The sequence below is a fragment of the Pseudomonas sp. HN11 genome (assembly GCF_021390155.1).
Lineage (GTDB): Bacteria > Pseudomonadota > Gammaproteobacteria > Pseudomonadales > Pseudomonadaceae > Aquipseudomonas.
The window spans coordinates 1,750,758-1,768,090 of the sequence record NZ_CP089985.1 but is presented as its reverse complement, the minus strand read 5'-3'; the positions used below and the strand labels follow the sequence as shown (position 1 = coordinate 1,768,090).

The 17,333-nt window shown below is 56.0% G+C and carries 15 protein-coding genes; 5 read left to right on the top strand and 10 right to left on the bottom strand.

The annotated features are described in order from the left end of the window. Positions 1–4 precede the first annotated feature (4 nt). Genes kdpB through kdpF form a run of 3 tightly spaced genes read right to left on the bottom strand, consistent with a single transcriptional unit; the run spans position 5 to position 3,871 of the window. Entirely contained in the window at positions 5–2,062 is a 2,058-nt protein-coding gene (gene kdpB / locus LVW35_RS08095; RefSeq protein WP_442799624.1) for a potassium-transporting ATPase subunit KdpB, read from the bottom strand. Positions 2,063–2,077: 15 nt separating this feature from the next. Then, complete coding sequence (kdpA, locus tag LVW35_RS08090) at positions 2,078–3,772, bottom strand: potassium-transporting ATPase subunit KdpA (RefSeq protein ID WP_233894695.1); 1,695 nt, start codon at positions 3,770–3,772, stop codon at positions 2,078–2,080. A 9-nt stretch (positions 3,773–3,781) separates the two neighbouring features. Continuing rightward, positions 3,782–3,871 carry a K(+)-transporting ATPase subunit F gene (gene kdpF / locus LVW35_RS08085; protein ID WP_003218754.1) on the bottom strand — a complete coding sequence of 30 codons (90 nt, stop codon included), beginning with the start codon at positions 3,869–3,871 and terminating at the stop codon, positions 3,782–3,784. Between the two features lie 310 nt (positions 3,872–4,181). Here kdpF and eat point away from each other — a divergent pair, with 310 nt between their 5' ends. Together eat and LVW35_RS08075 are read left to right on the top strand one after the other, a co-directional pair. Beyond that, a complete protein-coding gene (gene eat / locus LVW35_RS08080; protein ID WP_233894692.1) occupies positions 4,182–5,546 on the top strand; it encodes an ethanolamine permease in 1,365 nt (454 codons plus the stop codon). 112 nt (positions 5,547–5,658) lie between these two features. Further along, positions 5,659–5,826 (top strand): DUF2897 family protein, encoded by a 168-nt coding sequence (locus LVW35_RS08075; RefSeq protein WP_003172675.1) that lies wholly within the window; start codon positions 5,659–5,661, stop codon positions 5,824–5,826. 8 nt (positions 5,827–5,834) lie between these two features. On the opposite strand, the gene LVW35_RS08070 is transcribed toward LVW35_RS08075, so the two are convergent. After that, a complete protein-coding gene (locus tag LVW35_RS08070) occupies positions 5,835–6,683 on the bottom strand; it encodes an urea carboxylase-associated family protein (protein ID WP_233894690.1) in 849 nt (282 codons plus the stop codon). 15 nt (positions 6,684–6,698) lie between these two features. Further along, a complete protein-coding gene (locus tag LVW35_RS08065) occupies positions 6,699–7,343 on the bottom strand; it encodes a GntR family transcriptional regulator (RefSeq protein ID WP_233896430.1) in 645 nt (214 codons plus the stop codon). Between the two features lie 121 nt (positions 7,344–7,464). Between LVW35_RS08065 and LVW35_RS08060 the strand changes: the two genes are divergently transcribed. Next, on the top strand, positions 7,465–8,043 hold the full coding sequence (locus tag LVW35_RS08060; protein WP_233894688.1) for a TetR/AcrR family transcriptional regulator: 579 nt from the start codon (positions 7,465–7,467) through the stop codon (positions 8,041–8,043). An 18-nt stretch (positions 8,044–8,061) separates the two neighbouring features. On the opposite strand, the gene LVW35_RS08055 is transcribed toward LVW35_RS08060, so the two are convergent. The 5 genes from LVW35_RS08055 to LVW35_RS08035 form a co-directional block, all read right to left on the bottom strand. After that, positions 8,062–8,394, bottom strand: a complete 333-nt coding sequence (locus LVW35_RS08055; RefSeq protein WP_233894686.1) for a ComEA family DNA-binding protein — start codon at positions 8,392–8,394, stop codon at positions 8,062–8,064. Between the two features lie 110 nt (positions 8,395–8,504). Further along, on the bottom strand, positions 8,505–10,499 hold the full coding sequence (locus LVW35_RS08050) for a polysaccharide biosynthesis protein (protein ID WP_442799667.1): 1,995 nt from the start codon (positions 10,497–10,499) through the stop codon (positions 8,505–8,507). A 76-nt stretch (positions 10,500–10,575) separates the two neighbouring features. Continuing rightward, positions 10,576–11,616 (bottom strand): MraY family glycosyltransferase, encoded by a 1,041-nt coding sequence (locus LVW35_RS08045; RefSeq protein WP_233894684.1) that lies wholly within the window; start codon positions 11,614–11,616, stop codon positions 10,576–10,578. Positions 11,617–12,048: 432 nt separating this feature from the next. Beyond that, complete coding sequence (locus LVW35_RS08040; RefSeq protein WP_233894682.1) at positions 12,049–13,227, bottom strand: DegT/DnrJ/EryC1/StrS family aminotransferase; 1,179 nt, start codon at positions 13,225–13,227, stop codon at positions 12,049–12,051. Between the two features lie 183 nt (positions 13,228–13,410). Continuing rightward, positions 13,411–14,007, bottom strand: a complete 597-nt coding sequence (locus tag LVW35_RS08035; protein WP_233894680.1) for a sugar transferase — start codon at positions 14,005–14,007, stop codon at positions 13,411–13,413. 669 nt (positions 14,008–14,676) lie between these two features. On the opposite strand from LVW35_RS08035, the gene LVW35_RS08030 reads away from it, so the two are divergent. Continuing rightward, positions 14,677–16,092, top strand: coding sequence for an oligosaccharide flippase family protein (locus LVW35_RS08030; RefSeq protein ID WP_233894678.1), 1,416 nt, complete (start codon positions 14,677–14,679; stop codon positions 16,090–16,092). 2 nt (positions 16,093–16,094) lie between these two features. Then, positions 16,095–17,324 (top strand): O-antigen ligase family protein, encoded by a 1,230-nt coding sequence (locus LVW35_RS08025; protein WP_233894676.1) that lies wholly within the window; start codon positions 16,095–16,097, stop codon positions 17,322–17,324. Positions 17,325–17,333 lie beyond the last annotated feature (9 nt).

The following is a 17,333-nucleotide window of genomic DNA, read 5'->3' as shown; positions in this document are numbered from 1 at the left end:
CGGGTCAAACCAGGTGCAACGCAGTCAACAGCATGTCGATCGCCTTGATACCCACGAACGGCACCAGTATCCCGCCCAGCCCGTAGATCAGCAGGTTACGTCGCAGCAATGCCGCCGCACTCGCCGCCTGCACACGCACACCGCGCAGCGCCAGCGGAATCAGCACCACGATAATCAGCGCGTTGAACACGATGGCCGACAGGATCGCGCTCTGCGGGCTCTGCAAGTGCATCACGTTGAGCACGCCCAGTTGCGGGTAGATCGAGGCAAAGAGCGCCGGCAGGATCGCGAAGTACTTGGCCACGTCGTTGGCGATGGAGAACGTGGTCAGTGCGCCACGGGTCACCAGCAACTCTTTGCCGATCTGCACCACGTCCAGCAGCTTGGTCGGATCGCTGTCGAGGTCGACCATGTTGGCGGCTTCACGAGCGGCCTGGGTGCCGTCATTCATTGCCATGCCGACGTCAGCCTGGGCCAGCGCAGGGGCATCGTTGGCCCCGTCCCCGCACATCGCCACCAGCCGGCCGTCATTTTGCTCATGACGAATGCGTGCGAGTTTTTTCTCCGGCGTGGCTTCGGCCAGTACATCGTCCACGCCCGCTTCTGCGGCAATCGCGGCGGCGGTCAGCGGGTTATCGCCGGTCACCATTACGGTGCGGATCCCCAGTTTGCGCAGTTCGGCGAAACGCTCACGAATACCGGGCTTGACCACGTCTTTCAGGTGGATCGCCCCGAGCAGCTTGCCATCGGCACACACCAGCAATGGGGTGCCACCGCTTTGGGCAATTTTGTCGATTTCCCGCGACAGTGCCGGTTGCAAATCGCGGCGTTGCTGACCAATAAACGCCAGCAGCGAATCCACCGCGCCTTTGCGGAAAACACGGCCCTGGTAGTCGACGCCGGACAACCGGGTTTCCGCACTGAACGGCACGGCGGTCAACTCATCCGCAGTCGGCTCGGCCTGAGGGTGCAAGGCGCGCAGGTATTCGACGATGGATTTGCCTTCCGCCGTGTCATCCGCCAGCGAGGCAAACAGCGCACCTTCGGCCACTTCCTTGCCGCTGACGCCTGGCGCCGCGACCACTGCCGCACAACGGCGGTTACCAAAGGTGATGGTGCCGGTCTTGTCCAGCAGCAACACGTGTACGTCGCCCGCCGCTTCCACGGCACGGCCAGACTTGGCGATCACATTGAGACGCACCAGGCGATCCATCCCGGCGATACCGATGGCCGACAACAAGCCGCCGATGGTCGTAGGAATCAGCGTCACCAGCAGTGCGACCAGGAACACAAGGGGCAAACTGCCGCTGGCGAAGTGCGCGAACGGCTGCAGGGTCACCACCACCAACAGGAAAATCAGGGTCAGGCCAATCAGCAGGATATCCAGCGCGACTTCGTTGGGGGTTTTCTGGCGTTTGGCGCCTTCTACCAGGGCGATCATGCGGTCGAGGGTGGACTCACCGGGGTTGGTGGTGATGCGGATCAGCAGCCAGTCCGACACCAGGCGGGTGTTGCCGGTGACGGCCGAACGGTCGCCACCGGACTCGCGGATCACCGGTGCGGATTCGCCGGTGATCGCCGCTTCGTTGACCGCCGCGATCCCTTCGATGACTTCGCCGTCACCAGGGATCATTTCCCCAGCGGCCACGCGCACCACATCGCCTTTGCGCAGACTGGTGGCCGGCACGACCTTGAAGCTGCCATCGGCCTCCTTGCGGCGAGCACTCAGGCCTTCGCTGCCGGCCTTGAGGCTGTCGGCACGCGCCTTGCCACGCCCTTCGGCCAAGGCTTCGGCGAAGTTGGCAAACAGCACGGTGAACCACAGCCACACCGCGATTTGCACCGCGACATAGGTGGGCACAGCGGTGTCAGGCACGAAGCACAGCACGGTGGTGAGGATGGCGGTCAACTCGACCACCAGCATCACCGGCGAGCGTTGCAGTTGACGTGGATCCAGCTTGACGAACGCCTGGACCAGCGCCGGACGCCACAGGGCGGAGATGGCGGTTTTGGCGGGCTCCTGGATTTTGGCCGGAGCTGCATTTTTTGCAGGCATATTCATTTTCATATCCCTTAATTAGAAGCCCATGCTCATATGTTCAGCGATGGGACCTAACGCCAGCGTCGGCAGGAAGGTCAGGCCGCCTACCAGCAAAATGGTCACGGTCAACAGGGTCACGAACAGCGGGCCATGGGTCGGGAAGCTGTTCTGGCCGATCGGCGCGGTCTTCTTCATCGCCAGGCTGCCAGCCAGGGCCAATACCGGGAGGATGTAGCCGAAGCGGCCGATCAACATGCCCAGGCCCAGCATCAAGTTATGGAACGGGGTGTTGGCGCTGAAGCCGCCGAACGCCGAGCCGTTGTTGGCACTGGCCGAGGTGTAGGCATAAAGCAATTGGCTGAAACCGTGAGGGCCAGGGTTACTGATGGCACCGGCCGGACCAGGCAGGCTCGCGGCGATGGCACCCAGTACCAACACACCCACCGGCATTACCAGCAAGGTCACCACCAGCAATTGCACTTCCTTGGCCTGCAGCTTTTTACCCAGGTACTCCGGAGTGCGGCCGATCATCAGGCCGGCGAGGAACACCGCGATCAACACGTTGAGTAACATGCCGTACATACCGGCGCCGACGCCGCCAAAGATCACTTCGCCGACCATCATGTTGACCAGCGCGACCATGCCGCTGAGCGGGCTGAGGCTGTCCTGCATGCCGTTGACCGAACCGTTGGACGCCGCCGTTGTGGTCACCGACCACAGCACCGTACCGGTGGTACCGAAGCGTGCCTCCTTGCCTTCCAGCGGTGCGGTTTGCTCCACAGCCGGATTGTTCAACGTCGGGTTGGGCTGGTATTCAGCCCACAGCGAGGTCGCGCCGCCAATCAGGAACAGCGCCAGCATGCAGCCGAGGATCGCGCGACTTTGGCGCAGGTCCTTCACGTAGTGACCGAAGGTAAAAACCAGCGCCACCGGGATCAGGATGATCGCCGCCACTTCAAACAGGTTTGCCCAGGCCGTTGGGTCCTCGAACGGATGCGCCGAGTTGACACCAAAAAAGCCACCGCCGTTGGTGCCCAATTGCTTGATCGCAATCTGGCTGGCCGCCGGGCCCAGGGGGATCACTTGATCCACACCTTGCATCGTCACGGCATCCACGTAATGGGCGAAGGTCTGCGGTACGCCCTGCCACACCAGGAACAACGCCAGCACCAGGCACAACGGCAGCAAGCCGTAGAGGGTGGCGCGGGTCATATCGACCCAGAAGTTGCCCAACGTCTTGGTGGATTTGCGACCAATCCCACGGCACAAAGCGACCAGCACTGCCAGACCGGTCGCCGCGCTGACGAAATTCTGCACGGTCAGGCCCGCCATCTGGCTGAGGTAACTCAGGGACGCCTCACCGCTGTAGGACTGCCAGTTGGTGTTGGTCATGAAACTGACCGCTGTGTTGAAGGCCAGGGTCCATTCCTGACCCGGCAATTTCTGCGGGTTCAGGGGGAGGTAGTCCTGGAACAGCAGGATCGCGAACAACAGCACAAAGCCTGCAAGGTTGAAGGCAAGCAAGGCCAACATGTACTTCTGCCAGCTTTGTTCTTGATGCTCGTCTACGCCCGACAAGCGATAACAGGCGCGCTCCACCGGGCCGAACACCGGCGTGAGCCAGGTGCGCTGCCCTTCCATCACCTTGTAATAGAACCGCCCCAGGAACGGGGCCGGCACCAGCACCACCGCAAAGAAGGCAATGATCAGCCAATAGTCATAACTGTGCATGGCCCGCTCCTAGTTCCGATCCGCGCGTAGCAGCGCAACCAGCAGATAAATGAACAGCGCCACGGCCAATAGCAGTGACACCCCGTCCAGAACGCTCATGGAAGTCTCTCCGTTTAGCGGCGAGTGCCGCGTGTGGGCCAATTGTCGGCAGGAGTGGTGTAAAGGAACGAGAGCGAGGGGACAGGCAGGGCGTAAAGACGGCGTAAAGAGTGGGTTTATGCGGGGTTTACAGAGGGATGTATGCGCGCTTGTGGTAGGACCCGCCCTGATCTGGTGCAGGGAGATGCGGATTTCAACGCCAAACCGTTCCCGTGGCGACAGTTGCGCAGCTTTACGACAATGATTCCCATCCTGGCATATCCGCTGCAACACCTTGAATCATTCCAACCGGTTCAGGGAGAGCAACACCATGAACACACAACTCAAACCCACCTTGGGCACCCTGCACTTATGGGGTATCGCTGTCGGCCTGGTCATTTCCGGCGAATACTTCGGCTGGAGTTATGGCTGGGGCGTCGCCGGGACGCTGGGCTTTCTGGTGACCTCACTGATGGTCGCCGCGATGTACACCTGCTTCATCTTCAGTTTCACTGAGCTGACTACCGCCATTCCTCACGCGGGCGGGCCGTTTGCCTACAGCCGTCGCGCCTTTGGTGAGAAAGGTGGCTTGATCGCCGGTCTCGCGACCTTGATCGAATTCGTCTTCGCTCCGCCTGCAATCGCCTTGGCCATCGGCGCCTATCTGAATGTGCAGTTTCCAGCGCTGGACCCGAAGCACGCCGCCGTCGGCGCGTACATCGTGTTCATGGGCCTGAACATTCTCGGCGTGAAACTCGCCGCGACCTTCGAATTGGTCGTGTGCGTGCTCGCCGTCGCCGAGCTGCTGGTGTTCATGGGCGTCGTCGCACCCGCGTTCAGCTTCAGCAACTTCGCCCTGAACGGCTGGGCCGGCTCAGACACCTTTGATGCACCCGCGATTGCAGGCATGTTTGCCGCGATTCCTTTCGCCATCTGGTTTTTCCTCGCCATCGAAGGCGCAGCCATGGCCGCCGAAGAAGCGAAAGATCCGAAGCGCACCATTCCAAAGGCCTACATCAGCGGCATCCTGACCCTGGTGATCCTGGCGATGGGCGTGATGTTCTTTGCTGGCGGCGTGGGCGACTGGCGTACCCTGTCCAACATCAACGATCCCTTGCCACAAGCCATGAAAGCCGTGGTGGGTGACAGCTCCGGCTGGCTGCACATGCTGGTGTGGATCGGCCTGTTTGGCCTGGTGGCCAGCTTCCACGGCATCATCCTGGGCTACTCGCGCCAGTTCTTTGCCTTGGCCCGCGCAGGTTACCTGCCGTCTTTCCTCGCCAAACTGTCGCGTTTTCAGACACCGCACCGGGCAATCATCGCCGGCGGTGTGGTAGGTATTGCCGCCATCTACAGCGACGGTCTGATCAATCTGGGCGGCATGACACTGACCGCCGCGATGATCACCATGGCCGTATTCGGCGCGATTGTGATGTACATCATGAGCATGCTCAGCCTGTTTAAACTACGTAAGACCGAACCGCTGCTGGAGCGTACCTTTCGCGCCCCCGGTTATCCCATCGTGCCGGGCATTGCGCTGGTACTGGCGGTGGCGTGCCTGGTGGCCATGGCCTGGTTCAACGCGCTGATCGGGCTGATCTTCCTGGGCTTCATGGGGGCGGGTTTCGCTTACTTCCAAATGACCGCGCAGGACCGTGCCGACGCACCGCCGGATGCGATGTTGACCGGGCTCTGATCTACTAAGGGGCGGAATGGGCCTACACTGAACTAGTAAGAAAGCCCGTTACTCAAAGCAGTTATTGCCGTGGGAAAGTTCTCCCACGGCAATCTGCCTCAAGGAGAGCCTTATGCCGTGGTACGCGTGGTTGATTATGGTAGTTGCGATCGGGTCGATCGTCGGTGGGTTGATGATGCTGCGTGACAGTGCCAACAAAGTGGAACTCACCGACGAACAACGCAAGCGTGTGGCCGAGCGCAACGCCCAGGCGGATGCCAAGGACGCTCAGGATCGCTGAGCCTTGGGTTACTCCCAAGCCGCCTTGGCAATATGCAACCCGTGCTGTCCCTTATAGGCAGCACGCTCCGGCTGGCTCCAGCCATTCAGCAGCTCATCCTCCAACTTGTAGATCTCAACCCCCAGCGGACGGCATACCGTCAGCGGATCCTGTGCCTCGGGCCCCCACATCGGCAACGACAAATCCCCACCAGGGCACGTCGACAACGCACACAACAAATCAATCTCGGCAAAGAATTCCAGGTAGTCGCCCTTCTGCGCCGGACAGGCTTTCATGAAATACATGTCGTCATGATTCAGGCCCGTGCACTGGAAAATATTCAGCACGTCGTGCACATCGAATTCCGTCAGACCGTGGGGTAAAACCGCGCGAGTCAGGTTCGAGTGGCAATGGTGGTGGAAGTCTTCACCCGTGAGCATCCGATTCACATACGGATCGCAACGCGTACCGAGCAAATCATGCAGGCGCCCACCGTGCTCATCGATGCCGTAACTGGCCAGGCTGTCGTCTGTGATTGTCACCAAAGGTCTCAAAAATGGCAGGTTCGACCACAGACGGTCATGGGTGCTGACATGGGCGCCCTGCAATTGGCGAGTGCGCGCCGCCCATAAGCGCTCGCGCGGGTCGTTGGCGTTCCACACGTTGAAGTCGCCTACCTGCGGGCCGACCGGCGTGGTCACCCGGAACACATGCCCGGCCGGCACCTTCCATGCCCGGCCCGTGCGGATCGGCACCTCGAACTGCTCAACCAACGTGCGCTGGTCAGCCCGATCACGAATACGCTCATAGAACGCCGTGTCGACCTGCAACGCCGAGCCTTTACTGACCTGATAAGCGGCCGGATAGTCTTTGTACATGGTGCAGATCCTCGATCAGGGGTGATTAAACAAGGCCAACGACAGGCGCTCCGAATCATCCAGGTACAAGCTCATCGCCTCCCCTGCCGCCGGTTTATCCTGCTGGACCAATAACGTGTAAATCTCACGATCACGCTCCAACCATGGAGACTGGAAGCGTTGCTCATCGGGCGCGGCGTAAAATACCAAACGCAACTGGGCGATGACCTGGGCAAAAAACTCATCGAACAGGGGGCTGCACATTAACCCGACAATCTGCTGGTGAAACACCAGGCTATGGGTAGCAACTGCTCGCCAGTCTTCACGCTCACGCGCCAGGGTGGTTGCCTCGATTGCATTCTGCATGCGCTCGGATTGCTCAAGGGTGAGTGCAGCGCACTGGGCAATGGCCTGCAACTCCAGGGTGCGACGGACTACAAACAAATCTCGCACTTCCTCGCGCGCCAACCGCCGGACCATGACCCCCTTATTGCGCACATAACGCGTCAGCCCTTCTTGCCCTAAACGGTGCAACGCTTCGCGGATCGTATTGCGCGACGCGCTGTAGGCTTTCACCAGTTCTACTTCTACCAGCGGCATTCCTGGTAGCAGCCGCCCGCCAATGATGTCGGCGCGAAGCTCCAGGGCAATTTGATCGGCTAAAGACAAGCGCAGTGTCATGGCTACCTTCACGATTGTTGAACAATCTTTCAGGTATGGGTAATCACTTTTCATGCCAATGTACATGCATGTAAAAGGATTCAAGTTGGTTAGAATGCCAACCTGTCACCGAGGCCGTGCCATGCGTTATTCACCCGACCACAAAACCCAGACCCACCAACGCATCATCAAGGAAGCTTCCGTGCGCTTTCGCCGCGACGGTATCGGTGCAACCGGCTTGCAGCCGCTGATGAAAGCCCTGAGCCTGACCCATGGTGGGTTCTATGCGCACTTCAAGTCCAAGGATGAGCTGGTGGAAAAGGCCTTGCAGGTCGCGGCTGCAGAGTTGGATGCCCACTGCGATATGCTGTTCAGCCAGGAGCGGCCGCTGGAAGCGTTCATTGATAGTTACCTCTCGGAATGGCATCTGACGTCTCCGGACCAAGGTTGCCCGCTGCCGACCATGTCCTCCGAACTGGGCCTGAGAGGCCAACACAGTGCAACGACGGACGCAGTGCTCGGCGCACGACTCAAGCAGATTGAAACCGCTTTATCGAATGGACGGGGGGATGCACAAAGTCTGGTGATGATGTCGACGCTGGTGGGAGCGTTGGTACTGGCCAGGAGTGTCGCAGATCCGGCATTGGCCGGGCGGATAATGGACGTGGTACGGGAGAGCTTGAAAACCCAGGTTTCAGAGGATGAAAAAGCCGGTCAGTGACCGGCTTTCCCGGCTGATTTAATTGATCGTCAGCCTTTCGCGGTTCTTCTCCAGCAATGCCTTGCCAACCCCCTTCACTTCCAATAACTCATCCACCGCCGTGAACGGCCCATTGCTTTCGCGGTAGGCAACGATCGCCTTGGCCTTGGCGGCACCGATGCCGAAGAGATCACGGCGCAGGGTTTCGGCATCGGCGGCATTCAGGTTGACCTTGGCGGATTGCTCGACCTTGGACATCTGGGCGGCGACAGGGGCCGGTGCTTCGGGCTTGATGGAAGGGGCTGCGGTGGTGGTGACAGAGAGGGTGGTGAGGAAGGCGAAGATCAGGGAAGAAAGGTAGGTATTTTGCATTGTGACGCTCCATGACGTTGCTAAGGGAAAAGCAGCTTTTCCGAAGCTGCTTTTCAAACTTAGGTGATGCTAGAGATTCGTCAAAAATGCTTGAGTAACAGAGTGTTAAATCATGGCTCCAGACGACGCTGCTGGTAGATCCAGTCGACGATTTCGCCGTCAGGGCAATAACCGCTGACGGTGTCGCGCAGGAGTTGGCGGACGCGGGTGTAATCGTCTTGGTCCACGGCGGCCAGCAGTTCTTTCAGCTTAGCCTTGAGAGGATCCCAAGCGAGGTGATCTTCATTGGCGCTCATGATCATCGGGTGTTGGGTTCCGACCACGTTGTCACCAATCAGTAACTCCTCGTAAAGCTTTTCACCGGGGCGCAGGCCAGAGAACTCTATTGCGATGTCACCCTGAGGGTTACTGTCCGAACGAAGGCTCAAACCCGAGAGATGAATCATCTTTTCCGCGAGCTCGACAATCCTCACTGGCTCGCCCATGTCCAGGACGAAAACTTCCCCCCCAAGGCCCATTGAGCCAGCCTGGATGACCAACTGAGCCGCTTCCGGGATTGTCATGAAATAGCGAGTGATCTTAGGGTGTGTAACCGTCAGCGGACCGCCAGATTTGATCTGTTTGTGAAACAGAGGAATGACTGACCCGGAGGATCCCAGCACATTACCGAAGCGGACCATAGTGAAGCGTGTTTTATTGACGTGCGAAACATTGGACCTGTCGCCAAACAGTACCGGAGCCACTTCACGACTGAGTGCCTGCAGAGTCAACTCTGCCAGGCGCTTGGTACTCCCCATCACATTGGTCGGCCGCACCGCTTTGTCGGTGGAGATCAGCACAAAATTTGCTACACCGGACTGAAGCGCTGCCTGGGCAGTATTCAACGTGCCTAAGACGTTGTTCAGGACACCCTCGGCGATGTTGTGTTCGACCATGGGCACATGTTTGTAAGCCGCAGCGTGATAGACCGTATGGATTTTCCAAGTCTTCATTACATCCAGCAGCTTTCCGGGGTCACGTACCGATCCCAGGATTGGCAACAGCTTTATTGGCAGGGACTCCCGAGTAACGCGTTGCTCCAGCTCCGAGAGAATACTGTAAAGGTTGAATTCACTGTGATCGAACAGGATCAGCGAGGTTGGACGCAGCAATAATATCTGCCGGCACAACTCGGAGCCGATGGAGCCACCCGCCCCCGTGACAAGAACGCTGTGGCCCTTGATACAGCGCTCCAGCAATTCCTCCTGAGCCGGAACCGCGTCACGTCCAAGCAAGTCTGCAATATCCACCTCTTGAATATCGTCCACCTTGACTCGCCCGCTGGCCAAGTCCATGAACCCGGGAACGCTACGCACATGAAGTGGAAAACCCTCCAGGAAGCTGAGGATTTCGCGCCGACGCCCACGGTTGGAAGAGGGGATTGCCAGAAGTATCTCTTGGGCTCCCGTGGCCTTGATCATCCGTTGGATATTTCTGGGCTTATAGACCTGCAGTCCTGAAATGACACGGTCAGTAATACTTGAATCGTCATCGATAAACGCAACCGGGCGCATGACACGGCCCATGCGCAGCGCGGCGACCAATTGATTACCTGCGGAGCCTGCTCCATAGATGGCAACACGCAGCAAACCATCGTCACGGTTGGCAAATGGCATGTGCTGAGAGGCTGAAAACCAGTCTCCCAGAAAAAATTGACGCATGGCCAAGCGCAAGCCGCCGACCATGATCATGCTGAGCCACCAGTAGTTAAAGATAATTGAACGCGGCACTACATGCTGATGATTGCTGTACCAATACACCAGGATTCCCAAAACCAGAGACGAGAGGCTGGCTGCCTTAATAATGGCTATCAATGCGTCGTTACCAAAATAACGCATTACTGCCCGGTACATGCCGAAGCGGATGAACAAAGGAATGGCAACCACAGGCGCCGCCAGGAACAGCCAGAAGTGATAGATCAACGGATTGATCATGTCTTCCGTTCCCAATCTCACGATGAAAGCCAGCCAAAGCGCAGCCCAAAGAACTACGACGTCAGCAGCTACCTGAATCAGTCGTTTCTTTCGTCTCGGCAACCCCAGCAGCATTGCCCGAAACTTGTCCATCACCCCTTCGTCCACTCAAACAGCTCCTGATGTCGTCATGCCAACTGTCATTCTAAGTCCCTAAGTCGATCCTGGCTCAAAAATCTTCCTGGGTCGCCTTGATTTCCCTTTCAGGTTTCCCAGCACCCAGCTTGATGGCCAACAGCACGAGTGGCGCATAGGCGAGCGCAACACAAGAAAAACCGTCCAGCTGAAACAGTACGATTGACAACGCAATGGGCAGCAGCCAAAACACATTGATAGCGACTACCGCCAGTGTCACGGGAAGATGTTTACCAAAATGCCGGGATGCATACTGATAGCCATGGGTTCTATGCGCCACATAGAACTTCTCGCCCAGCGAAACTCGCCGAATCAGCGTGAAGGTCGCATCGACCACAAATACACCCAACAATACCAACCATGCCCATAACAGATTGGAGGACGCCCAACCTGCCTGAACGGAAAGCGCCCCCAGCGTCATGCCGAGAAAGCCACTACCTGCGTCTCCCATGAAAATCCGGGCAGGCGGGAAATTCCAGAATAAAAACCCTGAAACAGCCATTGACAATACTAGCGGCAACCAAATCAGTTGCTCAAACCCCGCTACCCAATACAGCAGAATTGCGCCAAGACAGGCGCAAATCGCTTCGACGCTCGCAATTCCATCAATACCGTCCATGAAATTGTATAAGTTGAGCATCCATACCAGATATACGGCGCCCACTACATACCCGACCCACTCACTGCCAACGGGTATCCCAAAGATATGAAGCGGTGGTAAACCACCGAGCCAGAACAATGCCCAGGCAGCGGCGGAAAAATGCCCGGCCAGGCGGCAACGTACCGAAACCGGATGGTGGTCATCAAAAAAACCAACGATGGCCACCAGGATACCGGCCCCCCCTATTCCCAGGAGGTCCGCAGTCGGTATCAACTGCGCATAGGCCAAACCGGACAAAGCCAGGAGGAAGGCAAGCACAATGGCAACACCGCCAGCCCTGGGAGTCGGAATGATGTGTGAGCTTCTGGCACCAGGCACATCAATGAGCGACCGCGAGACAGCATAGCGGCGCATTATTCCTGTAAACATGAATGAGATCACTGCAACGACGAGAGTAAGACACCAGAACATCATCTGTTTCCATATAAAAATAGAGAAGTATTACCATCGCTTGTTATTGAGCCAACTCACCAATAGTTGAAAGACACTCCAATATCACCTCCAGTTCCCCCGAATGTCCTATAGAAGGTATTACGGTGGTGAAATAAAAAACCACCATAGAGATATTTAGCCACTGCACCATCCAGAAGTTCGTGTTTCATCAGGCGTTTCGAGAAAAAATGAGCATTAAACGCAAATTTTTCATGGCACTGACCAGTAGCGGCCATATGAATTCACTTGAGTTACTCTCAGGTTTAGATGAAACGCCGGGGGAATTCGTATTATCCAAGAGTTGATCCGCTTTGAGGGGGCTCAGCAAACTACATAGCCCCAGAGTACATACATGCCGGGCAGACCATTCAAGAAACGGACTGACCAGCGATCTCCCGCACGGTCTTCAACAAATCAAACACCTTGTGCCTCAAGCATGACTTCGGTCAATACGTGGCAGGTCTTGTCGATCTCCTGGGCTGTGAGCGTCGGATGCACCATGAACATCAAACTCGTATCTCCCAACTGTTTTGCCATCGGCAGACGCTCCGAAGGGCGCCATGGCGTACCATCGAAAGCCTTTTCCAGATAGACCTCGGAACAGGAACCTGAAAAACAAGGAACTCCACGAGCAACAATCTCGTTAAGAATACGATCACGCGTCCAATCGGGCTTGAGCAATTGAGGCTCGACAAATACGTAGCATTTATAAGCCGCATGCACGTATGCCTGCGTGATCCCTGGAACTCTCAACCCCCTGATCCGCTCAGCCGCAGACCAGATTCTATGAGCATTGCTCAATCGAGCTTCATGCCAGCCCGGCATACGCCGTAATTGGATACGGCCCAGTACGCCTTGGACTTCCAACATGCGCCAGTTTGTCCCGAAGCTATCGTGCACCCAGCGAAAACCGGGGGCATGCTGGCGTTCATAGACGGCCTCCCAGCTTTTGCCATGATCTTTATAGGCCCACATATCCAACCACAAATTGCGGTCATTGGTCGTTATCATTCCACCTTCGCCCCCGGTGGTCATGATCTTGTCCTGACAAAAGGACCATGCTCCTATATGACCAATGGAACCGACCGAGCGGCCCTTGTACTGCGCACCATGGGCCTGGGCACAATCTTCGATCACCTTGAGATCATGCTCCTGCGCCAAAGCCATGATTGGATCCATATCACAGGCCAGTCCTGCAAGATGGACACAGACAATCGCTCGGGTGCGCGGCGTTAATACTGCGGCAATCGTTTGAGCTGAGATGTTCTGCGAATCGGGGTCTACGTCTGCAAACACGGGGACAGCACCGGCATTGATAATACTGGACACCGAGGCAAGGAACGTGCGAGGAGTCACGATGACTTCATCCCCCGCGCCGATCCTCAATGCCTTGAAAGCCAGGTCCAGAGCTACGGTTCCGTTCGCCACCGCGATAGCGTGTTGAGTGCCGATCCAGGCAGCAAACTCTTTCTCGAATTCGCGACACTCTTGCCCGGTCCAATAATTGACTTTGTTGGACAAAATGACGTCGCGTACCGCGTCGGCCTCTTCTTCGGAAAAAGAAGGCCAAGGAGAAAAAGGGGAGTTCAACACAGTCCAGACCCTACCAGTTTAAAAATTTTATAAAAATAAATGTGTGCAGAGATGTCACTGCTTCCCGGCAGCTCACCTGCGAACACGCTACAGATACAGCTAATCGCAGCTACCCCGCGACGAGACCGAAGTCAGTGCTGAAATCAATCTCTTCAGTGAATACACCCGCTGATAACGCTCTCCTCAGCTGTTATTTCCGGTAAATTTAGACATTGTGGCCTCCCCCTCCGCGCTGATGCCCTCTTTGACGACCACTTTCTTTATCGTCATGAGAATAATCTTCAGGTCCAGACGAAAAGAACGGTTGTCGACATACCAGACGTCCAGCTTGAATTTCTCATCCCAACTGAGCGCATTTCGCCCATTAACCTGCGCCCAGCCAGTCACCCCTGGGCGAGTATGATGGCGACGGTTTTGTTCTGCGCTGTAAAGTGGGAGATATTCCATCAGTAATGGCCGCGGCCCTACCAGACTCATATCCCCCTTAAGCACATTCCATAGCTCCGGAAGCTCATCCAGGCTGCTCGCCCGAAGGAAGCTGCCGAACGCTGTCATTCGCTCCGAGTCAGCCAAAGGATTCCCCTCACCATCGAGCGCGTCACGCATCGTTCGAAATTTGATCATCTCAAAAGGCTTGCCGGCCAGGCCCGGGCGGATTTGTCTAAACAGAACCGGCGAGCCAAGTTTTTTCCGAATGTTCCAAGCGACTACGGCAATGACCGGGGCGAGGAGAATGAGAGCGCACAAAGAAGCCATGATGTCGAAGAATCGTTTAAACATTTGCTGACCTAAATGTTGACTATAAAACGCGTGAACTCATTGCCGCTTTGGGACCTGCGCCAGGGACGACTGCTAGGTATCAAGGCCTGCGCATTAATGAACTACTGACGACTGTAGACGGCGACACCGCGTGCTAAAGGCACAGAGTCCCCGGAAGACAACATCATCCCGAAGAAAAAGTCCAGCTCATGGGGCCTGCAAGGATAAAATTAGATTCGATCCCGAAATTTTCATTTTACCAATGCGACCTCAAGCAGAGCGTTTGCCAAGTACGGACGTAGTTATACCACCCCTCCAGGCGCCGCTCAGACAGAAGAATCTGAAAATAGACTCACAAAGGAGACGAAACCTTGACAATCATAATTTTTCCAACCAGGCAATGAATGGAGTTCCTAAACATACATACTATGCCTGTAAGTATGCAATCAACTCGTTTTACTTGCCAGAAACGCTCCATCCAGTATCATTCTCCCCTCTGCGGATCAGTCTGATTTAACAGCACGTCCATCCAAGTGCGCCGTAGCCTAGGCCTGCATTCGGTACGGGCAGGTAACTGAGAAAAAGATTTTTCGGTGCACCACAGACCAAGACACGCTTCTCGATCCAGACCATTGCCCTATGCAAACCGGTACGTTGAGAACATTCCGTATACGGTACAGGGGGTCCGAATTGAATAGCTTGCTAAAGAAATCCCTCGCACTGTACTCAGCCAATGGCCTGAACTTTTTACTTAATATCCTGATCATTCCGATCCTTGTTCATTATATTGGCTTTCAAGGCTACGGTTTTTATTCGGTTTACATCATCCTCTCCAGCACACTGCTGTTTCTAGATTCAGCACTCTCTAAATCCGCTGTTGCCGCTATCTATTCTGGCGGGCAAGATCAACGTGCCCAGTTCGTCAGCGCTTGCAGGGTCGGCTATATTGCGGCAGGTGCCCTACTATTGCTGGCACTACCTTTGATAGCCAAGGGCACCTCCATCCTGTTTCCGCTGCAGACCGATCACCTCAACTTAGCGTACTGGATTGGTGTCGCGGCAGTCGCTGAATACGTACTTGCCCTGCCTGGCCAGTACTTCCAAATGCTGAATGTGTTGCAAGCCCGGCATTTTGCTTACGCACAATACCAACTGTGCATCCAACTGAGTCGCTTTGTCACAGTAGCTGCTGTCGCTGCAACCACCCAACAGATCGAATGGGTGCTTGCCGCCGTTGTTTTGAGGAAAATGCCTGACTACTTGATCCTATGGTTGTTCTGGCGCAATCAAATGTCGGAGCAACGCACGCCAGTCGAATGGCCCCTTGTGGCTATGCTTTATCGTCACGCAGCACCCATCATCGGAGTGGCGCTTTTGCAGGTGCTCGCGACCGAGTTCATTTCTATCTATATCAGCCACGCCTATGGAGCCGAAACGCTGGGCAAGTACAGGTCCGTTTACGATGTACTGAACAAGATCTGGTTCGTTGCCACACTCTATCCCGTGTTGGTATACCCGAAAATTTGCGAATGGCTGGCCGATAACGAAAAAAGAGCATGGCTCAGCAAAAAGATTTCCAGCCTGAACCTGACAAGTGCACTGATTTACGGTGCCCTCACGGCCGCCGGGCTTGCCCTCTACCCGCTGCTGAGCCAGTGGTTACCGGCCTTGAATGCGACTGCACCGTTTGCTGCAGGGCTGCTTGCCGGAATTTGCATGTCCGGCCATGTCCGGCTCGGTTATGAGTTTCTACAAGCACAGAAGGATGCAGGCACGGCATTACTCATTAACCTGGTTTCGCTAGGCGCTGGTGCCGCTACACTGCTCGCGCTTGATACAAATAACGCGAGAGAAATAGGGTGGGCATGGTTCACATCTCAACTGCTAGCCGTGTTTTTTGTCGACATTCGCAACGGGATACTATTGTCGTCCCCACTTCGAAAATCACTTATCGGATTATTGCCATGGTCAGGAGTAGGCGCGGCAGTTTTAATCACCACCTCCACCGATAGCATGGCAGGCGTAACCACCTCACTAGTCCTACTGGCTATTTTCATGAGCAGCCTCGCTTTTTTGGCAAGGCGTTTGCGTGACCCGAGGCAGTAAAAATGCTCAAGTTGAATCTCATATCCGTCGGCGCAGCACTTATAGTCTTTGCCTCTGTGGCTACGGCGCTGCGCTTCGCAAACCTACCCTTTGGCGTTGGCGAGATCGCCGTAGCGCTGTTATTTTTGTGGGCGCTGCGTTACAGACAAGCACTGCAGTATCTCACGCACCCAATTATGCTCTTCTGGATTGCCTTCATCCTGATCGCTGGGTTAGCGGCATGGATTAGCCCCCTTAAAGGCGGTAGCTCTATCCATACAGCCATCGCGTATGTGTATGCGGCTTGCTGCTCACTCGTTGCGCTGGCCTGTATCGGACAAGCTTCGCAGTCGGACCTCAACCGGTTCATCAAGGCCCTGATCATAGTACCGATCGCATTACTCGCTTTTCCGTTCTTTTGTTTTGTAACTCAAGCTGGCAACCTCGCAGAAACCCTCGAGATCGTCTTCTACTCCGTACCACGTCTTTCCGGATGGTCCGTAAACCCCAATCAACTCGCAATGTTTCTGCTGCCGCTTCCTATCTGGCTCATGGCGATCAACCGTGAGGCTGACTGGAGAGGCGCAAGCCTGCTTGGTAACTTCCTGCTTCTGTGGGTCATTTTTCTCTTTGGAATAAGCGTACGCAGCGACGCACTGTTAATCTCCTGGTGCGTGGGCTTGCTTACCCTCACACTCATCGCTTACGCCTGGCAGAAACCCTTCAAGTGGAAGATGTTCGCAGCGCTGGTTGCAGCTTTTTTCCTGGCATTCGGTACATTCAAATTCATGGCCGATGGACCCGGCCGGGAATACTTGTCGGGCACCGCGAAGTCGGACTCCGTATTGGGTGTCGGCTTTGACAAAAACAAGGCCGATGTACGCAAGACCTTACGCAGCAATGCCACAGTCGCTTGGCTCGAATCACCCATTATAGGGAACGGCCCAGGTGCTTACTCTTATCTGGATGACTCGCAAGTCAAGCAAGAGGCACACAACCTGGCTCTCGACATACTGACCCAGACCGGACTTGTGGGTGCACTGCTGTTCGGCGCGCTGTACCTGTGGCTGATTATCAGGGCGTACCAAGCCAGGGATCCTTACTCGCTCGTCATACTGATTGTTTTAATGATTTTTTCGGGGGCCCACTTCATGCTCCGGCAACCGACATTCAGCCTCTACATGATCATTTGCGCGATGGCTGTCAAGAACGGCTGCTTCACGACGCTGCGCGAGAAAAATCAACCCATTTGATTACAACGA

What these genes read in the sequence shown, in the direction of transcription:
- kdpB (WP_442799624.1), bottom strand. Translation starts at nt 2,062, where the DNA reads ATGAATATGCCTGCAAAAAATGCAGCTCCGGCCAAAATCCAGGAGCCC.
- LVW35_RS08045 (WP_233894684.1), bottom strand. Translation starts at nt 11,616, where the DNA reads ATGATGTTCTGGTGTCTTACTCTCGTCGTTGCAGTGATCTCATTCATG.
- LVW35_RS08060 (WP_233894688.1), top strand. Translation starts at nt 7,465, where the DNA reads ATGCGTTATTCACCCGACCACAAAACCCAGACCCACCAACGCATCATC.
- LVW35_RS08025 (WP_233894676.1), top strand. Translation starts at nt 16,095, where the DNA reads ATGCTCAAGTTGAATCTCATATCCGTCGGCGCAGCACTTATAGTCTTT.
- LVW35_RS08075 (WP_003172675.1), top strand. Translation starts at nt 5,659, where the DNA reads ATGCCGTGGTACGCGTGGTTGATTATGGTAGTTGCGATCGGGTCGATC.
- LVW35_RS08035 (WP_233894680.1), bottom strand. Translation starts at nt 14,007, where the DNA reads ATGTTTAAACGATTCTTCGACATCATGGCTTCTTTGTGCGCTCTCATT.
- LVW35_RS08055 (WP_233894686.1), bottom strand. Translation starts at nt 8,394, where the DNA reads ATGCAAAATACCTACCTTTCTTCCCTGATCTTCGCCTTCCTCACCACC.
- eat (WP_233894692.1), top strand. Translation starts at nt 4,182, where the DNA reads ATGAACACACAACTCAAACCCACCTTGGGCACCCTGCACTTATGGGGT.
- LVW35_RS08050 (WP_442799667.1), bottom strand. Translation starts at nt 10,499, where the DNA reads ATGGACAAGTTTCGGGCAATGCTGCTGGGGTTGCCGAGACGAAAGAAA.
- LVW35_RS08070 (WP_233894690.1), bottom strand. Translation starts at nt 6,683, where the DNA reads ATGTACAAAGACTATCCGGCCGCTTATCAGGTCAGTAAAGGCTCGGCG.
- kdpF (WP_003218754.1), bottom strand. Translation starts at nt 3,871, where the DNA reads ATGAGCGTTCTGGACGGGGTGTCACTGCTATTGGCCGTGGCGCTGTTC.
- kdpA (WP_233894695.1), bottom strand. Translation starts at nt 3,772, where the DNA reads ATGCACAGTTATGACTATTGGCTGATCATTGCCTTCTTTGCGGTGGTG.
- LVW35_RS08065 (WP_233896430.1), bottom strand. Translation starts at nt 7,343, where the DNA reads ATGACACTGCGCTTGTCTTTAGCCGATCAAATTGCCCTGGAGCTTCGC.